Below are 19023 nucleotides of genomic sequence, written 5' to 3'. Positions count from 1 at the left end.
CGCTCGGGCGCCGGAGCGTACAGGTGACCGTCCGGGGGTGACCGGCCGTGGTGTCTGCCCGGTTCCGCGGCCGGTGCCCGCTTCGATGGGCGCATGACGTTCGACCGGCTGATGTACGACGCCAAGACGCGGCTGCTCGGCAGGCCGCTCACCACCGAACGCGTCCGTGAGGAGAAACTCGGCAACCGGACGGCACTCGGAGTGCTCGCCTCCGACTGCATCAGTTCGTCGGCCTACGGCTCCGAGGAGATGCTCCGGGTCCTGGTGCCCGTGGTCGGAGCGGCCGCCTTCACCCTGGTCCTCCCCGTGACCGGCGCGATCCTGCTCGTCCTGCTGCTCCTGACGCTCTGCTACAGCGACGTCGTCACGATCTACACCCGGGCCGGCGGCTCCTACGTGGTGGCCCGGGACAATCTGGGGCCGGACGTGGCCCAGGTGGCCGCCGTCGCCCTGCTGGTGGACTACATCGTCACCGTCGCCGTCCAGGTGTCGGCCGGCACCAACGCTCTGATCTCGCTCGCCCACCTGGCCGGCGGCGGCTGGACGGGCCTGGACCATCTGCAGGTGCCCGTCTCCGCGGCGGTGATCGTCCTGCTGGCGTACGGCAATGTGCGCGGCGTCCGTGAGGCCGGCCGGATGTTCGCACTGCCCGCCTATCTGTTCATCACCGCCATGGGCCTGGTCTTCCTCGTCGCGGCGGTACGCGCAGTGGCGGGCGACCTGCCGCACGCCGACCTGAACGCTCCCGGGGTGGTGCCGGTGGGGTCTCCGGGCGACGGCCTGCTCCAGGGCGCGTCGCTCTTCATCGTGCTGCGCTCCTTCGCCAACGGCGGCTCGTCCCTCACCGGGCTCGAAGCGATCTCGAACGGCGTCTCGGTGTTCCGGGAACCACAGGGGCGCAACGCCCGGAGGACCCTGGTCGCCATGAGCTGTGTGCTCGCCATGCTGGTCGGGGGCGTCTCCGTGCTCGCCCACGTGACCCACGCCGTTCCTTACAGCGACGGGACCCCGACCGTCATCGCGCAGGAGGCGCACTTCGCCTTCGGGAACGGAACGCTCGGAACGGCCGGGCTGGTCTTCGTCCAGCTGACGACGGCGCTGATCCTCTACACCGGCGCCAACACGTCCTTCACCGGGTTCCCGTTCCTGGCCAGCTTCGTCGCGCAGGACCGTTTCCTGCCGCGGGTGCTCACACGGCGCGGGCACCGGCTGGCCTTCTCCAACGGGATCATCACGCTCGCCGCCCTCTCACTGGCCCTCCTCCTCGTCGCGGAGGCCAATGTGGACAGGCTGGTCGCCCTCTACGCGATCGGCGTGTTCACCGCCTTCACCATGACCGGAGCCGGCCTCACGGTCCACCATCTGCGCAGGCGGGAGCCACGACGCCGGCTGAAGAGCACGGTCTCCGCGCTCGCGGCGGTCGTCTCCGCCACCGTCGTGCTGATCTTCGCCGTCACCAAGTTCACCGAGGGCGCCTGGCTGGTCGTCGTCGTCTTCCCGCTCGGGGTCTGGGCACTGATCGGAATCAACCGCGAGTACCGACGGGAGACGGCCGCGCTGGAACGGCTTCCCGCGGGCGCGGACCGGCCGCGCACCCGCCGTCACCTGGTGTTCGTCCTGGTCGAGACCTTGGACCTGGCCACGCTGAAGGCGCTTCGGTACGCCCACGAGCTGCGGCTCGACACCGTCCGGGCGGTGCACTTCGTCATCGACGAGACCCACGCGCAGCGGCTGTCCGCACGCTGGGCGTCGACGTCCGCGACCTCCGTCGCCCTGGAACTCGTGGCGTGCCCCGACCGGAGGCTGCGCCACGCCATGCAGGAACTGGCCGTCCGGGCCACCGAGGACGCGGAGACCTTCCTGACCGTGCTCGTGCCCCGCCGTATGTACAGTCACGCCCTCGGCAAGCTCCTCCACCGCGGCACCGGCGAGAAGATGGCGAGGGCCTTGGAGCGACTGCCGCACGTGGCGGTGACGATCCTGCCGTTCAACGCGTCCCGGGCCATCCAGGCCCTGGAGTCGGGCCGCCTGCCCGACCTGGACTGAGACGGGCGGTTCGTGACCGCCGATCCTTGGCGGGCCCGTCCCTCGCGGACGTCCGGGCGTCCCCCGAGTCCTAGCGCCCGATGAACTGCGGCCCCTGCGGCGGCAGCCGGAAGTCCGGGTCGGGCGCACCCGTGGCCGGCGGCGGGAAGCCGTACCGGTCCTGCGGCGCCTGGGCCGCCGCCGTGGCGGGCGCGGGCGCCGGGTAGCCGTACGCGGGCGCGCTCGTCGGGTGCGGGTAGCCGTAGGCGGGCTGCGCGGCCGCCGCGGGCTGCTGCGGCGGGTAGCCGTACGCCGGCTGCGCGGGCACGCCGAGGGCGGCTGCTCGGGCGGCAGCGGGACGGACACCTCCGGCGCCGGGGGCGCCGCCGGGGCGTGCGCCTGCGTCACCGCGTCGGGCGAGGCGGGGTCGGGCTGCTGCGGGGGCGTCTGCGCGGGCGGCTCGGGCGTCCCCGGGGCGGAGGCGGACGCGTCCGGCTTCTCGGAGGCCTCCGACTCGTCCACCGAGATGCCGAAGTCGGTCGCCAGGCCCTTCAGACCGTTCGAGTAGCCCTCGCCGAGCGCCCGGAACTTCCAGCCCTCCCCGCGCCGGTACAGCTCGCCGCAGATCAGCGCGGTCTCCTGGCCCGTCTCCGGCTTCACGTCGAAGTACGCCAGCGCCTCCCCGTCCGGGTTCTGCGCGTCGTACAGCAGGATGCGCAGCGCCTGTACGCGGTCGAAGGTCACCCCGTCCGCCGACGCGACGAGCAGAATCCGGCCGACACCGGTCTCGACACCGGCGAGATCCGTCTGGATCGTGTCGGTCAGGCCCTCGGCGACGCGTTTCTTGCCGAGCCGCCACACCTTCCCGGACGGGTGCCGGGGCTGGTTGTAGAAGACGAAGTCCTCGTCGGAGCGCACACGGCCGTCGAGACCGAGGAGCAGCGCGGAGGCGTCCACGTCCGGCACCCCCTGCCCGGGCGACCAGCGCAGCACGGCGCGTACCGTGGTGGCCTCGAGAGGAACGTTCGACCCCTTCAGCATCGCGTGCGTCATGCCGTCATCCTGCCTTCTCGGTCCTGGTCACGACAATGCGGGGGGTTGGCTCCGTCATCGCGGGGTTACCTGAAGTTCATGCCCGGCGGGAACCGCCGACACGGACTTCTACGTACTATTACCGGCCACCTTCCGGCCGTCACAGAGTCCACTGTTGCCACGGGGGAGTTCAATGCGTCATTTCGGGCACATCGCCCCTGAGGTGCGGGAACGTCTTTTCTACCGGGAGCCCTGCGAGTTCACCGCCGGCTCCCCGGCCCGGGTGCTGTCCGCGGCGCTCGGCGCCACGCTCTACAGCCCCGCCACACGGCCCCGGCTCGCCGACGACGTCCTCAAGCAGGGCGCCCGCGGCGTGGTCTCCATGGTGCTGTGCCTCGAGGACTCCATCAGCGACGCCGAGGTCGTCGCCGGCGAGGAGAACCTGGTCCGCCAGCTCACCGAACTCGCCGGACGGCCCGGGGCGGACCTGCCGCTGCTGTTCGTCCGGGTCCGCGTGCCGGAGCAGATCGGCGACCTGGTCCGCCGCCTCGGCCCCGCCGCCGCGGTGCTGTCCGGATTCGTGCTGCCCAAGTTCACCGCCGAGCGGGGCCTGCCGTTCCTCGAGGCGCTCACCGCCGCCGAGTCCGCCTCCGGCCACCGGCTTTTCGCCATGCCGGTGCTGGAGTCGCCCGAGCTGCTCTACCGCGAGAGCCGTGTCGAGACCCTCGAGGGCATCTTCCGCGCCGTCGACAAGTACCGCGACCGCGTGCTCGCCCTGCGCCTGGGCGTCACCGACTTCTGCTCCTCCTACGGGCTGCGCCGCGGCCCCGACATGACCGCGTACGACATCCAGGTCGTCGCCTCCGTCATCTCCGACGTGGTGAACATGCTCGGCCGCGCCGACGGCACCGGGTTCACCGTGACCGGGCCCGTCTGGGAGTACTTCCGCGTCCAGGAGCGCATGTTCAAGCCGCAGCTGCGGCAGAGCCCCTTCCTGGAGGTGGAGGCCACCGCGCTGCGCCAGAAGCTCATCGAGCACGCCATGGACGGCCTGCTCCGCGAGATCTCCCTGGACCGCGCCAACGGCCTCCTCGGCAAGACCTGCATCCACCCCTCCCACGTCCTGCCCGTCCACGCGCTGTCCGTGGTCACCCACGAGGAGTTCAGCGACGCCCAGGACATCCTGCGGCCGGAACGCGACGGCGGGGGTGTACTGCGGTCCGCGTACACGAACAAGATGAACGAGGTGAAGCCGCACCGCGCCTGGGCGGAGCGGACCCTGCTGCGCGCCGAGGTCTTCGGCGTCGCCAACGAGGACGTCGGCTTCGTCGAACTGCTCGCGGCCGGCCTGGCCGAGTGAGCGAGAGGGAGAGAAGAGTGAACACCTGGTCCGGCACCTGGGTCGCCGAGCGGCTCGGCGTCGAGCTGGCCGGCGGCGAACGGCTGCGCGGGATGCTGGGGCTGGCGCTGCGGCGCAACCCCAAGCGCGCCCACCTGCTCGTGTCGAACGTCCTCGGCAAGCACGTGCCCCAGGCGCCGTCCGTGGTGTACGGGCACGGCGTCGGACTCGGCCGCCGCGTCCGGGAACTGCTGGGCGACGCGGAGGCCGCCCGGGCCGTCGTGCTCGGGTACGCCGAGACCGCGACCGGCCTCGGCCACTCCGTCGCCGACGGCCTGGGCGCCGCGCCCTACCTGCACTCCACCCGCCGGCCGGTCGCCGGTGTCGCCACCGCCGGCGGTTTCGAGGAGTCCCACTCGCACGCCACCTCCCACCTGCTGCTGCCGGAGGACCCGTCCCTGCTGGCCGGGGACGGGCCGCTGGTGCTGGTCGACGACGAGTTCTCGACGGGGAACACGGTGCTGAACACCGTGCGCGATCTTCATGCGCGGTATCCGCGGGAGCGGTACGTCGTCGTCGCCCTGGTCGACATGCGGTCGGCGGCCGACGCCGGGCGGCTCGAGGAGTTCGCCTGGGAGATCGGGGCGCGGATCGACCTGGTGACGGTCGCGTCGGGGACGGTGCGGTTGCCCGACGGCGTCCTGGAGAAGGGGCAGGCGCTGGTGGCGGAGTTCGAGGGTGCCACCGGTGGTGAGGGGGCGGCTGCGGCGCCCTCGGACCGCATCACCCGGGTGAACCTGCGCTGGCCGGCGAACCTCCCCGACGGAGGCCGACACGGCTTCACCCCGGCCCACCGCACCGCACTCGAGAACGCCCTCCCCGCCATGGCGGACCGAATAGCCACCGCCCTTCCCGACACCGCGCACCGCGTCCTGGTCCTCGGCTTCGAGGAACTCATGTACGCCCCCCTGCGGCTGGCCGCGGAACTGGAACGCACCACCGACGCCGAGGTGCGCTACAGCACCACCACCCGCTCACCCGTCCTCGCGGTCGACGACCCCGGCTACGCCATCCGCACCCGCCTCGCCTTCCCGGCCCACGACGACCCCGCCGACGGCCCCGGCGAGCGCTACGCCTACAACGTCGCCGGCGCCGGCTTCGACGCCGTGGTCGCCGTCGTCGACTCCGTCGCCGACACCCCCGCGCTGCACGCCCCCGACGGCCTGCTCGCCCGGCTCGCCGAACACACCCCGCACGTCCTCCTGGCGGTCGTACCGTCGTACGTGCCGGCCGTACCCGCCGGCGCCGCCCAGGACGCCCCCGAAAGGCCCGCCACCATGCTGCCCGAGCCCCTTCGCGGCCCCGCCTTCTCCTCGTACGCGCCCGAGGAGGTCGGCTGGCTGCTCCAGGACCTCTCGGACGTGACGCTGGAGGCGCCCACCGAGGAGCGCGAGGAAGCCATCCAGAGCGGCGGCGCCCACTACGCCGAGTCGCTGCCCGTGGAGTACCAGCCCAGCGAGCAGTACCAGCAGCTCTTCCACAACGCCCTGGACGCCTCGGCCGCCCGGCTGGCGCACGCCGTCGGCGTGGTCACCGAGACCGTCCTCGCCGAACGGTCGCCCCGCCCGGTGCTGGTGTCGCTGGCCCGCGCGGGCACCCCCGTCGGCATCCTGATGCGCCGCTGGGCGCAGCACCGCCACGGCCTCGACCTGCCGCACTACGCCGTCTCCATCGTCCGCGGCCGCGGCATCGACGCCAACGCCCTGCGCCGGCTGGCCGCCCACCACGACCCGCGCGACGTGGTGTTCGTCGACGGCTGGACCGGCAAGGGCGCCATCACCCGCGAACTCGCCCAGGCTGTCGAGGAGTTCGAGAAGACCCACGGAGTCTCCGGCTTCGACCCGGAGATCGCCGTCCTCGCCGACCCCGGCTCCTGCGTCCGCACCTACGGCACCCGCGAGGACTATCTGATCCCCTCCGCCTGCCTCAACTCCACGGTCTCCGGCCTCATTTCACGCACCGTGCTCCGCGCCGACCTGGTCGGCCCCGACGACTACCACGGCGCCAAGTACTACCGCGAACTCGCGGACGCCGACCTGTCCGTGGCCTTCCTGGACGCCGTCTCCGCCCGCTTCGAGGAGGTCACCGAGGCCGCCTGCGCCGAGGCCAAGGACCTCCTCGCCGCCGACCGTACGCCCACCTGGGAGGGCTGGGCCGCCGTGGAGCGCATCAGCGAGGAGTACGGCATCCACGACGTCAACCTCGTCAAGCCCGGCGTCGGCGAGACCACCCGCGTGCTGCTGCGCCGCGTGCCCTGGAAGGTGCTGGCCCGCGCCGGGGCCGGCAGCGACCTCGACCACGTCCGGCTCCTCGCCGAGCAGCGGGGCGTCCCCGTGGAGGAGGTCGCCGACCTGCCCTACACCTGCGTCGGTCTGATCCACCCCCGCTACACCCGGGGCGCCACCGGCGCCGACGGCACGGCGGTGACCCGCTGATGCCCGTCATCGTCGCCAGCGACCTCGACCGCACCCTCATCTACTCGGCCGCCGCGCTCGCCCTGACCATGCCCGACGCGCGGGCGCCCAGGCTGCTGTGCGTGGAGGTCCACGAGAGCCGGCCCCTGTCCTACCTGACGGAGACCGCGGCCCAGCTCCTCACCGAGCTGGGCGACGAGGCCCTCTTCGTCCCCACCACCACCCGGACCCGCAAGCAGTACCAGCGCATCAACCTCCCCGGTCCTCCTCCGACCTACGCGATCTGCGCCAACGGCGGCCATCTGCTCGTCGACGGAGTCTCCGACCGGGACTGGCACGCGCGGGTCCAGGCCCGGCTGGCCGACGAGTGCGCCCCGCTCTCCGAGATCCAGGACCACCTGCTGCGCACCGCCGACCCGGTGTGGGTGCGCAAGCACCGCACCGCCGAGGACCTCTTCGCCTACCTCGTCGTGGAGCGCGAGCTGCTGCGCGAGGAGTGGGTGAAGGAACTGGGGGAGTGGGCGGAGAACCGCGGCTGGACGGTGTCCCTCCAGGGCCGCAAGATCTACGCCGTCCCCAAGCCGCTCACCAAGAGCGCGGCCATGCGGGAGGTGGCCCGGCGCTCCGGCGCCGACCTGACCCTCGCCGCCGGCGACTCCCTGCTCGACGCGGACCTGCTCCTCGCCGCCGACCTGGGCTGGCGCCCGGGCCACGGGGAACTCGCCGAAGCCTCCTGGACGGCCCCCGGGGTCCGTGCCCTGCCCGAGCGGGGCGTCCTGGCGGGCGAACGCGTCCTCCGCGAGTTCCTGCGCACGGTCCGCTCCCGCTGACCGGCGATCCGCTGAGGCCGGTCCCCGCCGGGGACCGGCAGCGGGATCAGTCGGGGCGGCGCGGGCTCAGGGTCTCGGTGGCCGAGTGCCGCGCCGGGCCGCCCTGGCCGGACGGGGCACCGGCCGTCCCGGCCTCGCCGGCATGGGCGTCGGCACCGGCACGTGCGCCTGCGTCATGAGAGCCGCTGTCCGCCGCCCCCTTTCCGGCCCGACGTCTGCCGCCGCCCGACCGGAACAGGCGTATGACGACGAAGGCCGCAAGGGCCAGGGCGGCAGCCGCGAGCACCGCCTTCGAGTAGGCCGACACGATGGACGTCACCTGCGTCCAGTTGTCCCCGAGCGCGTAGCCCGCGAGCACGAACGCCGTGTTCCATATCGCGCTGCCCAGCGTGGTCAGCCCCAGGAACAGCGGAAGCGGCATCCGCTCGACCCCGGCCGGTACGGACACGAGGCTGCGGAACAGCGGAATCATCCGCCCGAAGAACACCGCCTTCGACCCGTGCCGCAGGAACCACGCCTCCGTCTTCTCCACGTCCGCGACCTTCACCAGCGGAATGCGCCTCGCCAGGCCCAGCGTCCGCTCCCGGCCCAGCAGCGCCCCCACCCCGTACAGGGCGAGCGCGCCGATCACCGATCCGGCGGTGGCCCACAGCAGCACGGCGATCAGCCCCATCCGCCCGTTGCTCGCGGCGAAGCCCGCCAGCGGCAGGATCACCTCGCTCGGTATGGGCGGGAAGAGGTTCTCCAGCGCGATGGCGAGACCGGCCCCGGGCGCGCCGAGGGCGTCCATGAGGTCGCTGACCCACTGAGGTCCGGCGTCCGCCCCCGTGGCCGCCAGGATCGTCTGCGCTGCGATGGCTGTCATGTCGTCCACGCTAGGAAAAAGGAGCTGAAGCGCCGCTGAGGAAGGCCGCACGACAGGGTGCGGCTCTTCGTGCGATCCCCTGCGGTTCTCCTCAGGGGCCGTGCGGCTCCTCGCAGCGTGTGCCCCCGACCGGCCTGGCCAGTCGCCTGATCATGGGGCTCATGGCGTGGCGCGCGGTGCGGTGCGGTGTGGTGCGGTGCGCGGAAGTGCTGGTGCCGGCCGAGACGGCAGGGGGACGACAGTGCGATCTCCGACAAGCTCGCCGACCCGCCGAGCCGGGCGGCGCCGCGCCGTGTCAGCCGCAGCAGCCCCCGCCGCAGCAACCGCCGCCTCCGCCGCCGCCCGCGCGGGGCGCCGGGGCCGTCGCGGAGGCGGTGCCGCCGACCGCGACCGTGGAGAGGAGCTTGACCGTGTCGTCGTGACCCGCCGGGCAGGCCGCGGGGGCGGAGGACTCCGCCATCGGACGGCTCAGTTCGAACGTGTCGCCGCAGGTGCGGCAGCGGTATTCGTAGCGAGGCATGGGCACAGGTTAACCGGACCGGCGGGAGGGGCCGGGTCAGTTGGCGCCGGCGCCGCGCTCCTCGCGGATCTGCGTCACCACGCGGCTCACGGTCTCCCGGACCGCCTCCGTCTCGGTGAGGAAGTGCCAGTAGTCGGGGTGGCGGCCCTGCAGGCCGGCGATCGCGCGTTCCAGCCGGGCCACGGAGTCGTCGAGGGGGCGGGCGTGGCGCGGGTCGGGGGTGTTGCGGCCGGACATGGCGAGCCGCTGGGCGTCCCGGATGGCGAACCGGGTGCGTTCGATCTCCTGCTCCGGGTCCTTCTGCACGGCGTTCAGCCGGCGCAGGCGGTCGCCGGCGGCGGAGACGGCCTCGTCGGTGGTGTTCAGCAGGGCGCGCGCGGTGGAGAGCAGGGAGGTGGCGTCGGCCCAGCGCTGTTCGTCGCGGGCCGCCCGGGCCTCGGCGAGGCGGTCCTCCGCCTGCCGGACGTTGCGCTCGGCGAGTTCGGGCACGCCCTGGAGGTCCTGCCAGCAGGCGGCCGTGAAGCGCCGGCGCAGTTCGCTCAGGATGGGTTCGACCTGCTCGGAGCGGGTGGTGAGGGCCTGGGCCCGGGTGCGCAGGGAGACCAGCCGGTGGTCGATCTCGGCGGCCCGCTCCGGCAGCCGCTCGGCCTCCACGCGGATCGCCTCGGCCTCGCGGGTGACGCGGGAGGCCCGGTCCAGGGTGGCGGGCACGCCGTGCTGCCCGGCGCCCTGGTTCAGCTTGGTCAGCTCGGGGGAGAGGGCGGCCAGCCGGGCGGCGAGGTCGTCGGCCTTCAGCCCGGAGCCGCGGGCGGAGTCGAGGGCCTGGGAGGCGGCGAGCAGCGCCTGCCGGGCGCGTTCGACGGCGGGCGCGAGCCGGGCCAGCTGGGTCTCGGCCTTGTCGAGCAGCGGGCCGAGGCCGTCGGCGAACCGGTCCAGGTCCTGCTTGACCCGCCCCAGTTCGTCCTTGGCGGCGGTCAGGTCGGCGCGGGCCCGGGAGGCCGTCGAGGCGTCCAGGTCGTCGCGGTCGAGGTCGTGGGCGTCGACGGCGCTGATGTAGCGGTGGCTGGCCTCGTCGATGCGGCGGCCCAGCTCCGCGAAGTCGTTCACGGCGCGGCGGGCCGCGGGGGAGTCGTCGACGGCGGTGATCGTCTCGATGGAGATCCGCAGGTCGCGCTGGGCGGTGTCGAGTTCGTAGAAGGCGGCGGCCGCGGCGTCCTTGGCGGCCTGCGCCTCGGCGCGCTGGTTCTCCGCGCGCCCGCCGAACCAGCGCCGGGTGCCGCCCCCGGCGAACGCGGCCGGCAGCACCAGCGCCGCGACCAGCGGCAGGGCCGCCAGGGCGAGCGCGTCACACAGCGGCCCGGGAGCACGGCGGGCGCGCCGTCCCGCCGGTACGGGGGACAGGGTGCGGCGCGGGCGAGGCACCCGCGGCTCCGACGGCGAGTACGGCTGTGCTGGTGTCGCCGTCACATCCCTCTCCCGTACTGTCGTTCGCCCGGCCCGATGTCATTCTCCCACCGGTACAGGACGAACACACGGGCCCGTCAGTTCGCCGTGCGGACGGTGAGTTTGCCGTCGCCGGTGCGGGCGGTCACCACATGGGAGCTGGAGTCGTCGCGCGGGACGGTCACGTCCTCGGATCCGTCGCCGGTGGAGGTGTCCACCCGGTAGGCGCCGCGGGGCAGGTCGATGGTGGTCGAACCGTCGCCGCTGCGGGACTCCACCAGGTCCGGCACGGCGGTGAGCACGAGGTGCACGGAGCCGTCGCCGCTGTGGGCGCGCACGGTGCGGGAGGAGACCTCGGCGCGCACCGAGCCGTCGCCGCTGCGCAGTTCCAGCGGGCCGCTGGTGTCCGTGATGCGCACCGAGCCGTCCTTGGTGCGGACGGTCAGCGCGTCACGGAAGCCCTCGGCCCGGACGCTGCCGTCGACGTTCTCCACGGTGACGGCGATGCCGCGCGGCACCACGATGCGATGCTTGGCGGAGCAGTCGGCGACGATTCCCGAGCAGTGTTCGCGCAGCACCAGCCGGTCGCCGTCCATGGACCAGGTGACCTTCGGGTCCGAGCCGATGGCGACGCTGCCCTGGAACCAGCGGGTGACCGCGATCTCGCCCTCCGGCTGCTCGTCGGAGGCGACGATCTCCAGGGCGGAGTCGTCGGAGTCTACGGTGAGGCTCGCGCCGGGCAGGTCGAAGGCGCGGTGCTCGGGCTCGTCGTCGTCGGCCGCCGAGGCCCCGCACGCGCTCAGCGCCGCGCCGAGCACCACGGCGGCACCGGCGAGGGCGAGGGCGCGCGCCCGTACGGGACGGGAGGTGCGGGCGGGTCCGGTGGTGCGGGCGGTGACGGTCATGACGGGCTCCCCCTGGACGTACGGCTGACGGGCGGACGGCCGCTCGGTGCGGCGGCGTCGGACGTCTTCGACCGTACGGAGGAGGGGGTCCGGAGGGGATCCGGCCGACCGGCGGATCAGAGGTGGGGATATCCCCCGTGCCGGGGCGTACGGGGGTTTGCGGGACCGTGACCCCGGCCATGTAGTCTGTCCACTCGACCCGGGCGCGAGCGCGGGTCACGGGTGCGTAGCTCAGGGGTAGAGCGCCTGCCTTACAAGCAGGATGTCGGCGGTTCGAAACCGTCCGCGCCCACACACGACAGGGCCCCCGGAGCATGCTCCGGGGGCCCTGTGCCGTCGGGTGCTACGGCGACTGCTCCTCGTCCGCGGTCTCGTGGGCGTGCTTCAGCGCGGAGCGCGCGTGCACGCGGTCGGAGCCGGTGAGTTCGGACCAGTAGCGGTGGGTGCTGACGAACACCGCGAGCTCGTGCTCGCGGCGCCGGAGCTTTTCCACCTCGGCCTGCTCGTCCTCGGTCCAGCCGGGCGAGGCGGGGCGCTCGACCTTGCGCCAGCCGTTGTCGTCGCTGAACCCGTCGAGGGGTTCGACCGACCAGGGGAGCCGCTTCAGCAGGGCCGACAGCTCGGCCCGGACCTGATGCAGTTCCTCCTGACCGGCAAGGAGGTCACTCGGAAAGTCATAGGTCGCAGCCACGGCCCAATGATACGCCTGTTCGAATTTGGGTGGCGAGGTGTTCCAGGGTCTCCGGGGCGGTATTCACTCGTTCGTGGCCCCAGGTGGCCCGAGGCGCGAGACTGGGGTCATGTGCCGGAGTATCAAGACCCTGCGACCGCCCGCGCTCCCCGAGGAGGCCACGGAGGACGACATCCGGGCCGCCGCCCTTCAGTACGTACGGAAGGTGTCCGGCTTCCGGGCGCCTGCCGCCCACAACCGCGAGGTGTTCGACCACGCGGTCGACGCGATCGCCGCGGCCACGGCGGACCTCCTGGAGAACCTGGAGGTCCGGGGCGCCCCGGCGCGACAGCGGGCGAGCTGAACGACGCCCTCAGTCCTCGGCACGCCCTCTCGCGGCCCCTACCGCGCCTCGGAAGCCTCCGGCTTGCGCATCAGGTACCCCGCCCCCGCGCCCGCCGCGAGCAGCGCTCCCACCGAGACCGCCGCCGCCAGCCACGTCGCGCCGAGCCACTGGCCGCCGAAGTAGCCGAGGGCCACGCTGTAGCCGGCCCAGGTGAAGCCCGCCAGGGCGGACCAGGGGAGGAAGTCGCGGGCGCGGTGGCGGGCGGCCCCGGCGCCGAGGGAGACCACCGAGCGGCCCGCCGGCGCGAACCGGGCGAGGACGACGAGGCCGCCGAGGCCGCCGCCGCCCCGGGCCAGCGCCGCGCCGAGACGTTCCTGCGCGGCCCGCAGCCGGCGGGAGCGGGCGAGGGCCCGGTCCAGACGGGCGCCGCCACGCCAGGCGAGACGGTAGGCGACCAGGTCGCCGAGGACGGAGGCGGTCGCGGCGCAGAGCGTCAGCACCAGGATGTCGGGCACGTAGGCGGCGGTGCTCGCGGCGGCCGCGGTGGCCGCGGTGATCACCAGCACCCCGCTGGGCAGCACCGGGAGGAACACGTCGAGCAGGACCGACAGGGCCACCACCGCGTAGATCCACGGGCTGCCGACCAGCGACCCGACACTCTCCACTCGCACTCCCCGTACGCCCCCGTGGGCCCGTGCCTGCCGCGCTGTCGCGGTGGAGGCGGCAGAAGTGGCAGGAGAGGCCGATGACAGCCATAGAGCGTACGCCCGGTAAGTGACAGAAGGGTCACGGGGGGTTCGTGCGCCGCCGAGGACGAAGGCGCCCCCCGCATGCAAGCGGGGGGCGCCCGGTGCGACTCGGTGCCGTCGGGGAGGCAGGTGCCGTGGGGAGGCGTCGGCGGTGGTGCGGGGTGTGTGCGGTGGGGCTGTGCGGTCAGGCGGTCACGGGCGTGCGTTCCGCGTGCCGTCCGTCCCGCGTGGAGGCGCGACGGGCGAGCAGGCGGTCGAGTCCGAAGGCCCCGGAGCCGGTGAAGACCAGCAGGAACATGGCCCAGCAGTACATGGCCGCGTTCTCGCCGTGGTTCTCGATGGGCCACAGGGCCTCGGGCTGGTGCACCTTGAAGTACGCGTACGCCATCGCGCCGGAGGATATGAACGCGGCGGCGCGGGTGCCGAGGCCGAGCAGGACGAGCGAGCCGCCGACGAGTTCGATGACCGCGGCGTACCAGCCCGGCCAGGCGCCGGTCTCGACGGTGGAGCCGTTGCCGTCCGTGCCGCCGAGGAGGCCGAGCAGGGACACGGCGCCGTGACAGGCGAAGAGCAGGCCGACGACCATGCGGAACAGGCCCAGGGCATAGGGCTGGGCGCTGGTGAGGCGTCCGTTCATGGGGGGGTCTCCTTCGGTCGGGCCGGCCCCCGGATGAGGCCGGTCCAGGGGGGCGGAACCGAGTCGGAGAACCACGTTAGGTCTGCCTAAAACTTGCTTGCAAGTTCAACATTTGGCCATGGCTCGGGTCCCTTTTGGCCCCGTACCGAGGGCGCCTGAGTGCTCGAGCCGCACGTCATCGCGCACCCCGGAACGGCCTCTTGATCACCCGGATGACCGGAACCGCCCCCTGCCGCACAGCGGACTCACAGGCGCCCGCGAGCCTCAGCGGCTCAGCTGCCGCTCCATCACCCGCCGCAGCCGTACCCCGCCCCGCTCCTCCTGGGCGTGCTCCAGCCGCAGCACCGCCGAACGGCCGCGGGTGGCCAGCGTCATGAGCTGGTTGCCGAACCACGGCCCGCCCGTCCTCCGCCAGCTGACCGGCGGCCGGCCGAGACCGCCGTGACGCCGGAACACCCGGCCCAGCGAGCGGGCGGCCGCGCTCCAGCCGAACCGGAAGCCCGCCCGCATCGACGCCGGGATGGAGTTGTGCACCGGGGAGCAGGTCAACTGCACCACCCGAGCCTCGGGTTGTGCCCGTCCCGGCCAGCTCGGCTCGGCGACGTAGGCGTGATGGACGTCCCCGGACAGCACGCACACCGTGGCGGGCGCGTCCGGGCCGCTGCCCGCGTCGGCGAGCAGCTCCGCCAGCTCGGCGAACGAGTCCGGGAACGCCGACCAGTGCTCCAGGTCCGCCGCGCGCCGCAGCTTCTCGCCGAGCCGCGCCCAGCGAGGGCCCTTGTCGCCCCGGCACAGCACGGAGTCCCACTCCTCGACGTCGTGAATGAGATGGGGGAGCAGCCAGGGCAGGGACGTGCCGACGAGCAGATGGTCGTAGGAGCCGCGGTCCTCGGACACCTGGGCGCGCAGCCAGTCGGCCTCGTCCCGGTCGAGCATCGAGCGCCGCCCCTCCTCCAGCACCCGGGCCGCGCGGCTGTCCACCATGACCAGCCGCACCCGGCCGAAGTCGCGCCGGTAGCTCCAGCGCACGGCCGTCGCGTCGGACTCGGCCCGGGCGGCGAAGTCCCGCAGCGCGCCGGTGCCGTCGGGGGTCTCGCGTACGGCCGCGTAGAGGGGGTCGGCCTCGACGTCGGCGGGGGAGAGGTTGCCCAGGTGCTGGTACACCCAGTACGACATCAGCCCGCTGACCACCCGCTCGTGCCACCAGGAGGTGGCGCGCATGTCCTCGACCCAGGAGGCGGAGGTGTTCCAGTCGTCGATGACGTCGTGGTCGTCGAAGATCATGCAGGTGGGAACGGTGGACAGCAGCCAGCGGACCTGCGGGTCGAGCCAGGACTCGTAATAGAGGTGGGTGTACTCCTCGTAGTCCGCCACCTGGCTGCCCGGCGGCTCGCTCAGGTCGCGGCGGGCGGCCAGCCACTCCTTCGTGGGATCGGAGGTCTCGTCCGCGTACACCTGGTCGCCGAGGAGCAGCAGGACGTCGGGGCGCTCGCCCTCGGGGGCGGCGGCGATGCGCTTGGCGAGGGCGTCCAGGGCGTCCGGGCCCACCGGGTCGGGCTCGCCGGCGGGCGGGGAGGCCCAGCGGCAGGAGCCGAAGGAGATGCGCGCCCGGTCGTCCCCGGCCGGGGTGCGGATCACCGAGGGCGGGAACGACGGGAACGGCTCCCGGGCGAGCGGCCATACGCGTTCGCCGTCCACATGGACCTCGTACGGGGTGGCCGTGCCCGGGGTGAGGCCGGTGACCCGGACCAGCGCGTAGTGGTGGCCGCACACCTGGAAGGTGCCGGAGGCGCCCCCGGCGCCGTCCGGGCAGCGCACCTCCACGGTGCCCGGGCCGTCCGTCTCCGCCCAGACGGTCGCGGACGACCCGTCGACGTACCTCAGCAGCGGTCCGAGCCGCAGTCCGGCCATGGTGACCCCTTCCTCCGTCGCCCCGTACGGTACGCAGCGACGGAGGCCGCCGGGGAGATCGGCGCACCCGGCGGTTCGGGCCGTGCCGCGTCAGCAGTTGTTGAGGTACCCCTGCAGCGCGGACTTCTCGGCCGAGTCGACCGCCAGGTCGTAGTAGTACTTCACCTGCACCCAGGCGCGGACGTAGGTGCAGCGGTAGGCCGTGCGGGACGGCATCCAGGTGGCGGGGTCCTGGTCGCCCTTGGACTGGTTGACGTTGTCGGTGACGGCGAGGAGCTGCGGCCGGGTCAGGTCGTTGGCGAAGGCCTGGCGCTGGGCGGTGGTCCAGGAGCTCGCGCCGGAGTCCCAGGCCTCGGCGAGCGGCACCATGTGGTCGATGTCCACGTCGGAGGCGGCGGACCAGGTGGCGCCGTCGTACGGGGAGTACCAGCTGCCGCTGGTGGCGGCGCAGGCGGAGTCGGTGACGACGTTGGTGCCGTCGCGCTTGAGGATCGTCTCGCGGGTGTTGCAGCTGCCGCTGATGGTGATCCAGTGCGGGAACTTGTCGCGGCTGTAGCCGGTGCGGCTCTCGGTGCGCACCGGGAGGCTGGCGAGGTAGCTGCGCGCTGTGGCGGCGCTCACCGGGGTGGGGAGGGCGGCGGAGGCGGCCGGGGCGTTGAACAGCCCGGCGGAGGCTATGAGTCCGGTGAGTGCCGCGGCTATGCTGAGCCGTCGACGCGCGTAGAACTTCGACATGCGAACTCCCTTGTGGGGTGCGGGCGTTGGCGTGCGTGCAGGGGAATGCTCGCGACGCCGTGTTGCCGGGAGGCGAGGGTCCGGTAAGAAGTTAATGACGCGCCCATGACACGTCTATGGTTCAGGTGTGAAGTTTCCGCGCACGACGGTGCGGGCGGTCAGGCTCGCCGGCCGTTTCCGGGGTTCGGCGGGACCTCCCGTACGATGGACGGCGCAGAAGGGGAGTAGCCCTGTGCCGGACCGTCGACATACTGCTCAGCCCGCCTGAGCCGGCGCCCGGAGGCAGACCCGTGAGGGGTCCTGCCGGCGAGACCTTCGGCAAGCAGTGCACGCCCGCGCCGCACGGTGCGGGCGCCGAGTGTGCTGCCGTGCCGAGGCGTCTTGCGCGAAAGCCCATCACTCTCGGCGGGGCAGCCCGACCGATTGAGGAACCGTTGATCAGCCTGACCGTGACGGCCGTCGTCTTCGGCGTCGTCTTCCTGGCCGAACTGCCCGACAAGACCGCGCTCGCCGGTCTCGTCCTCGGCACCCGCTACCGCGCCTCGTACGTCTTCGCCGGCGTCGCCGCCGCCTTCGCGGTGCACGTCGCGCTGGCCGTGGCGGCGGGCAGTGTGCTGACCCTGCTGCCGCAGCAGCTCGTGCACGCCCTCACGGGCGTCCTCTTCCTCGCGGGCGCGGCGATGCTGCTGCTCAAGAAGGACGAGGACGAGGAGGAGATCCGCAAGCCGGAGGACCAGTCCTTCTGGAAGGTCGCCGGGGCCGGGTTCATGCTCATCCTGGTCGCCGAGTTCGGCGACCTGACGCAGATCATGACGGCCAACCTCGCCGCCCGCTACGACGACCCGCTCTCCGTCGGCCTGGGCGCGGTGCTGGCGCTGTGGGCGGTGGCCGGTCTCGGCATCGTCGGCGGCAAGGCGCTGATGAAGCGGGTGCCGCTGAAGCTGATCACGCGGATCGCCGCGCTGCTCATGCTGGGCCTGGGCGTGTGGAGCCTGTGGGAGGCGGTCGCCGGGTGACGTGCGCCGGTCCCGCCGGTGAACACCCCGTGGAGGCGGTGGCGGGATGCCGGGTTCGTTTTGTACCGTGGTTGAACAAAGTGGCTCCCGCCCGTCTCCCCTGACCGGCGGGCGGGGCCGCTCTGTCCCGCCCGGGATCCGCCTCCACGGTCCCGCACCCCCGCCTTGGAGCAGCCGATGACGGCCACCACCACCGCCGTACTCCCCGCCCGCGCCCTCCTGCTCGACATGGACGGCACCCTCGTCAACTCCGACGCCTCGGTCGAGCGCATCTGGCGCCGCTGGGCCGAACGCCACGGGCTGGACGGCGACGAGGTCATGAAGGTGGTGCACGGCCGGCAGGGCTACGCCTCCATGGCCCTGCTGCTGCCGGACCGGCCCATGGAGCAGAACTACGCCGAGAACGCCCGGCTGCTCGCGGAGGAGACCGCGGACACCGAGGGCGTCGTCGCGATACCGGGCGCCCGGGAGTTCCTCGCCTCACTCGAGGGGCTGCCGCACGCGCTCGTCACCTCGGCGGACGTCGCCCTGTCCACGGCGCGGATGGCCGCCGCCGGGCTCGAACAGCCCGCGGTGCGGATCACCGCGGAGTCGGTCGGCGCGAGCAAGCCCGACCCGGAGGGCTTTTTGAAGGGCGCGGCGGAACTGGGCGTCGACCCGGCCGACTGCGTCGTCTTCGAGGACTCCGGCGCGGGGATCACCGCGGGGCGCGCCGCCGGGATGCGGGTGGTCGGCATCGGCCCGCGCGCGGGCTTCCACCAGCCGGACGTCGTCGTCCGCGACCTCACGCAGGTACGGGTGGAGCGGGCGCCCGACGGGACGATCCTGCTGCACGTCTCCGCCTGACGGCGCTTCGGGCGCCCAGGCACGTCCGGGCGCCCTCGTCCGTCAGGGCGTGCGGGTCTCCGACTCCAGGCGGGCGCGGGTCCGGGGGCCGTAGACGCCCAGTTCCTCGTTGATGCCCCACTGCCACTGGTAGCGGCGCACGGCCTCCTCCACCCGGTGGCTGTACCGGCCGTCCGCGTCGCCCTGGTACAGCCACACCTGGCGCAGGCGCTGCTGGAGTTCGACGACCTCCGGGCCCCGGTCGCCGCGCCGCAGCACGGGCGCCGTGTCGGCCGGCTCGGACGGTTCCGGCGCCACGGCGGGTGCGGACGACGCCGCCCCGTCGGGCGACGGGGTCGCCGAGGGCTCGACGGCCGTGGACGCGGTCGCGGACGCACTCGGCGCGGAGGCCGACGCCGAGGGTGACGGCGACCCGGACCCGCTCGCGGTCGGTGACTCCGACGCGGACGCGCCGGCGGAGACTGACGGGGCCTCGGAGGACGGCTCCGCCGAGGGCGCCCGGGACGACGCGTCCGGCACGCTCGCCCTGACGTCGTCCGGCGCGGCCGTGTCCCGCGACGGCGTCTCGTACGAGAACAGCCCGCTCGCCCAGCCCGCCGCGCCCAGTACGGCCACGACGGCACCGGACGCGGCGATGAGCGCGCCGCGCCTGCGCCGGTTGCCGCGGTCCCGGTGTGCGT

The 19023-nt window shown here is 73.4% G+C and carries 17 protein-coding genes, 1 tRNA gene and 1 pseudogene; 8 read left to right on the top strand and 11 right to left on the bottom strand.

Annotated elements, in window-relative coordinates; translation table 11 throughout:
- Positions 1 to 93: 93 nt before the first annotated feature.
- Complete coding sequence (locus tag AY578_RS09810) at positions 94 to 2046, top strand: APC family permease (protein WP_215047996.1); 1953 nt, start codon at positions 94 to 96, stop codon at positions 2044 to 2046.
- A gap of 70 nt (positions 2047 to 2116) precedes the next feature.
- On the opposite strand, the pseudogene AY578_RS09805 reads toward AY578_RS09810, so the two are convergent.
- A pseudogene (locus AY578_RS09805) lies at positions 2117 to 3078 on the bottom strand (TerD family protein).
- Between the two features lie 172 nt (positions 3079 to 3250).
- On the opposite strand from AY578_RS09805, the gene AY578_RS09800 reads away from it, so the two are divergent.
- The 3 genes from AY578_RS09800 to AY578_RS09790 are packed head-to-tail and all read left to right on the top strand — an operon-like array spanning position 3251 to position 7700.
- The gene (locus AY578_RS09800; protein ID WP_215047995.1) at positions 3251 to 4417 is read left to right on the top strand and encodes an HpcH/HpaI aldolase/citrate lyase family protein; all 1167 of its coding nucleotides are present in this window, start codon (positions 3251 to 3253) and stop codon (positions 4415 to 4417) included.
- Positions 4418 to 4434: 17 nt separating this feature from the next.
- Entirely contained in the window at positions 4435 to 6891 is a 2457-nt protein-coding gene (locus AY578_RS09795) for a phosphoribosyltransferase (RefSeq protein ID WP_258902272.1), read from the top strand.
- Positions 6891 to 7700, top strand: coding sequence for an HAD family hydrolase (locus tag AY578_RS09790; RefSeq protein ID WP_019522505.1), 810 nt, complete (start codon positions 6891 to 6893; stop codon positions 7698 to 7700). The genes AY578_RS09795 and AY578_RS09790 overlap by 1 nt, the downstream gene beginning before the upstream one ends.
- A gap of 46 nt (positions 7701 to 7746) precedes the next feature.
- Here the strand turns inward: AY578_RS09790 and AY578_RS09785 are convergent, their stop codons facing one another.
- From AY578_RS09785 to AY578_RS09770, 4 genes are all read right to left on the bottom strand, one after another.
- Positions 7747 to 8565 (bottom strand): DedA family protein, encoded by an 819-nt coding sequence (locus tag AY578_RS09785; RefSeq protein ID WP_215047993.1) that lies wholly within the window; start codon positions 8563 to 8565, stop codon positions 7747 to 7749.
- A 295-nt stretch (positions 8566 to 8860) separates the two neighbouring features.
- On the bottom strand, positions 8861 to 9085 hold the full coding sequence (locus tag AY578_RS09780; protein WP_028959746.1) for an FmdB family zinc ribbon protein: 225 nt from the start codon (positions 9083 to 9085) through the stop codon (positions 8861 to 8863).
- A 36-nt stretch (positions 9086 to 9121) separates the two neighbouring features.
- On the bottom strand, positions 9122 to 10552 hold the full coding sequence (locus tag AY578_RS09775; RefSeq protein ID WP_078504486.1) for a hypothetical protein: 1431 nt from the start codon (positions 10550 to 10552) through the stop codon (positions 9122 to 9124).
- 74 nt (positions 10553 to 10626) lie between these two features.
- Positions 10627 to 11433, bottom strand: coding sequence for a DUF4097 family beta strand repeat-containing protein (locus tag AY578_RS09770; protein WP_019522501.1), 807 nt, complete (start codon positions 11431 to 11433; stop codon positions 10627 to 10629).
- Between the two features lie 220 nt (positions 11434 to 11653).
- Here AY578_RS09770 and AY578_RS09765 point away from each other — a divergent pair.
- Positions 11654 to 11725 (top strand) — tRNA-Val (locus AY578_RS09765).
- Positions 11726 to 11776: 51 nt separating this feature from the next.
- On the opposite strand, the gene AY578_RS09760 is transcribed toward AY578_RS09765, so the two are convergent.
- Positions 11777 to 12124, bottom strand: a complete 348-nt coding sequence (locus AY578_RS09760; protein WP_019522500.1) for a DUF8825 domain-containing protein — start codon at positions 12122 to 12124, stop codon at positions 11777 to 11779.
- 109 nt (positions 12125 to 12233) lie between these two features.
- Here AY578_RS09760 and AY578_RS09755 point away from each other — a divergent pair, with 109 nt between their 5' ends.
- Entirely contained in the window at positions 12234 to 12467 is a 234-nt protein-coding gene (locus AY578_RS09755; protein WP_019522499.1) for a DUF2277 domain-containing protein, read from the top strand.
- 38 nt (positions 12468 to 12505) lie between these two features.
- Here AY578_RS09755 and AY578_RS09750 read toward each other — a convergent pair whose 3' ends face one another.
- From AY578_RS09750 to AY578_RS09735, 4 genes are all read right to left on the bottom strand, one after another.
- A complete protein-coding gene (locus tag AY578_RS09750) occupies positions 12506 to 13114 on the bottom strand; it encodes a DedA family protein (protein WP_258902271.1) in 609 nt (202 codons plus the stop codon).
- Positions 13115 to 13382: 268 nt separating this feature from the next.
- Complete coding sequence (locus tag AY578_RS09745) at positions 13383 to 13835, bottom strand: DoxX family protein (RefSeq protein ID WP_019522497.1); 453 nt, start codon at positions 13833 to 13835, stop codon at positions 13383 to 13385.
- A gap of 264 nt (positions 13836 to 14099) precedes the next feature.
- A complete protein-coding gene (locus AY578_RS09740) occupies positions 14100 to 15746 on the bottom strand; it encodes an alkaline phosphatase D family protein (protein WP_258902270.1) in 1647 nt (548 codons plus the stop codon).
- A gap of 90 nt (positions 15747 to 15836) precedes the next feature.
- Positions 15837 to 16481, bottom strand: a complete 645-nt coding sequence (locus AY578_RS09735; protein WP_019522495.1) for an HNH endonuclease family protein — start codon at positions 16479 to 16481, stop codon at positions 15837 to 15839.
- A gap of 434 nt (positions 16482 to 16915) precedes the next feature.
- Here AY578_RS09735 and AY578_RS09730 point away from each other — a divergent pair, with 434 nt between their 5' ends.
- Both AY578_RS09730 and AY578_RS09725 read left to right on the top strand, forming a co-directional pair.
- On the top strand, positions 16916 to 17497 hold the full coding sequence (locus AY578_RS09730) for a TMEM165/GDT1 family protein (RefSeq protein ID WP_019522494.1): 582 nt from the start codon (positions 16916 to 16918) through the stop codon (positions 17495 to 17497).
- 177 nt (positions 17498 to 17674) lie between these two features.
- Positions 17675 to 18343 (top strand): HAD family hydrolase, encoded by a 669-nt coding sequence (locus tag AY578_RS09725; protein WP_019522493.1) that lies wholly within the window; start codon positions 17675 to 17677, stop codon positions 18341 to 18343.
- Positions 18344 to 18385: 42 nt separating this feature from the next.
- Here the strand turns inward: AY578_RS09725 and AY578_RS09720 are convergent, their stop codons facing one another.
- Positions 18386 to 18958 (bottom strand): peptidoglycan-binding domain-containing protein, encoded by a 573-nt coding sequence (locus tag AY578_RS09720; protein ID WP_258902269.1) that lies wholly within the window; start codon positions 18956 to 18958, stop codon positions 18386 to 18388.
- Positions 18959 to 19023 lie beyond the last annotated feature (65 nt).

It is taken from the genome of Streptomyces thermocarboxydus (assembly GCF_024760485.1).
GTDB lineage: Bacteria > Actinomycetota > Actinomycetes > Streptomycetales > Streptomycetaceae > Streptomyces > Streptomyces cellulosae.
The sequence above is the reverse complement of the archived record's forward strand: the minus strand, read 5'-3'. Positions and strand labels throughout refer to the sequence as shown.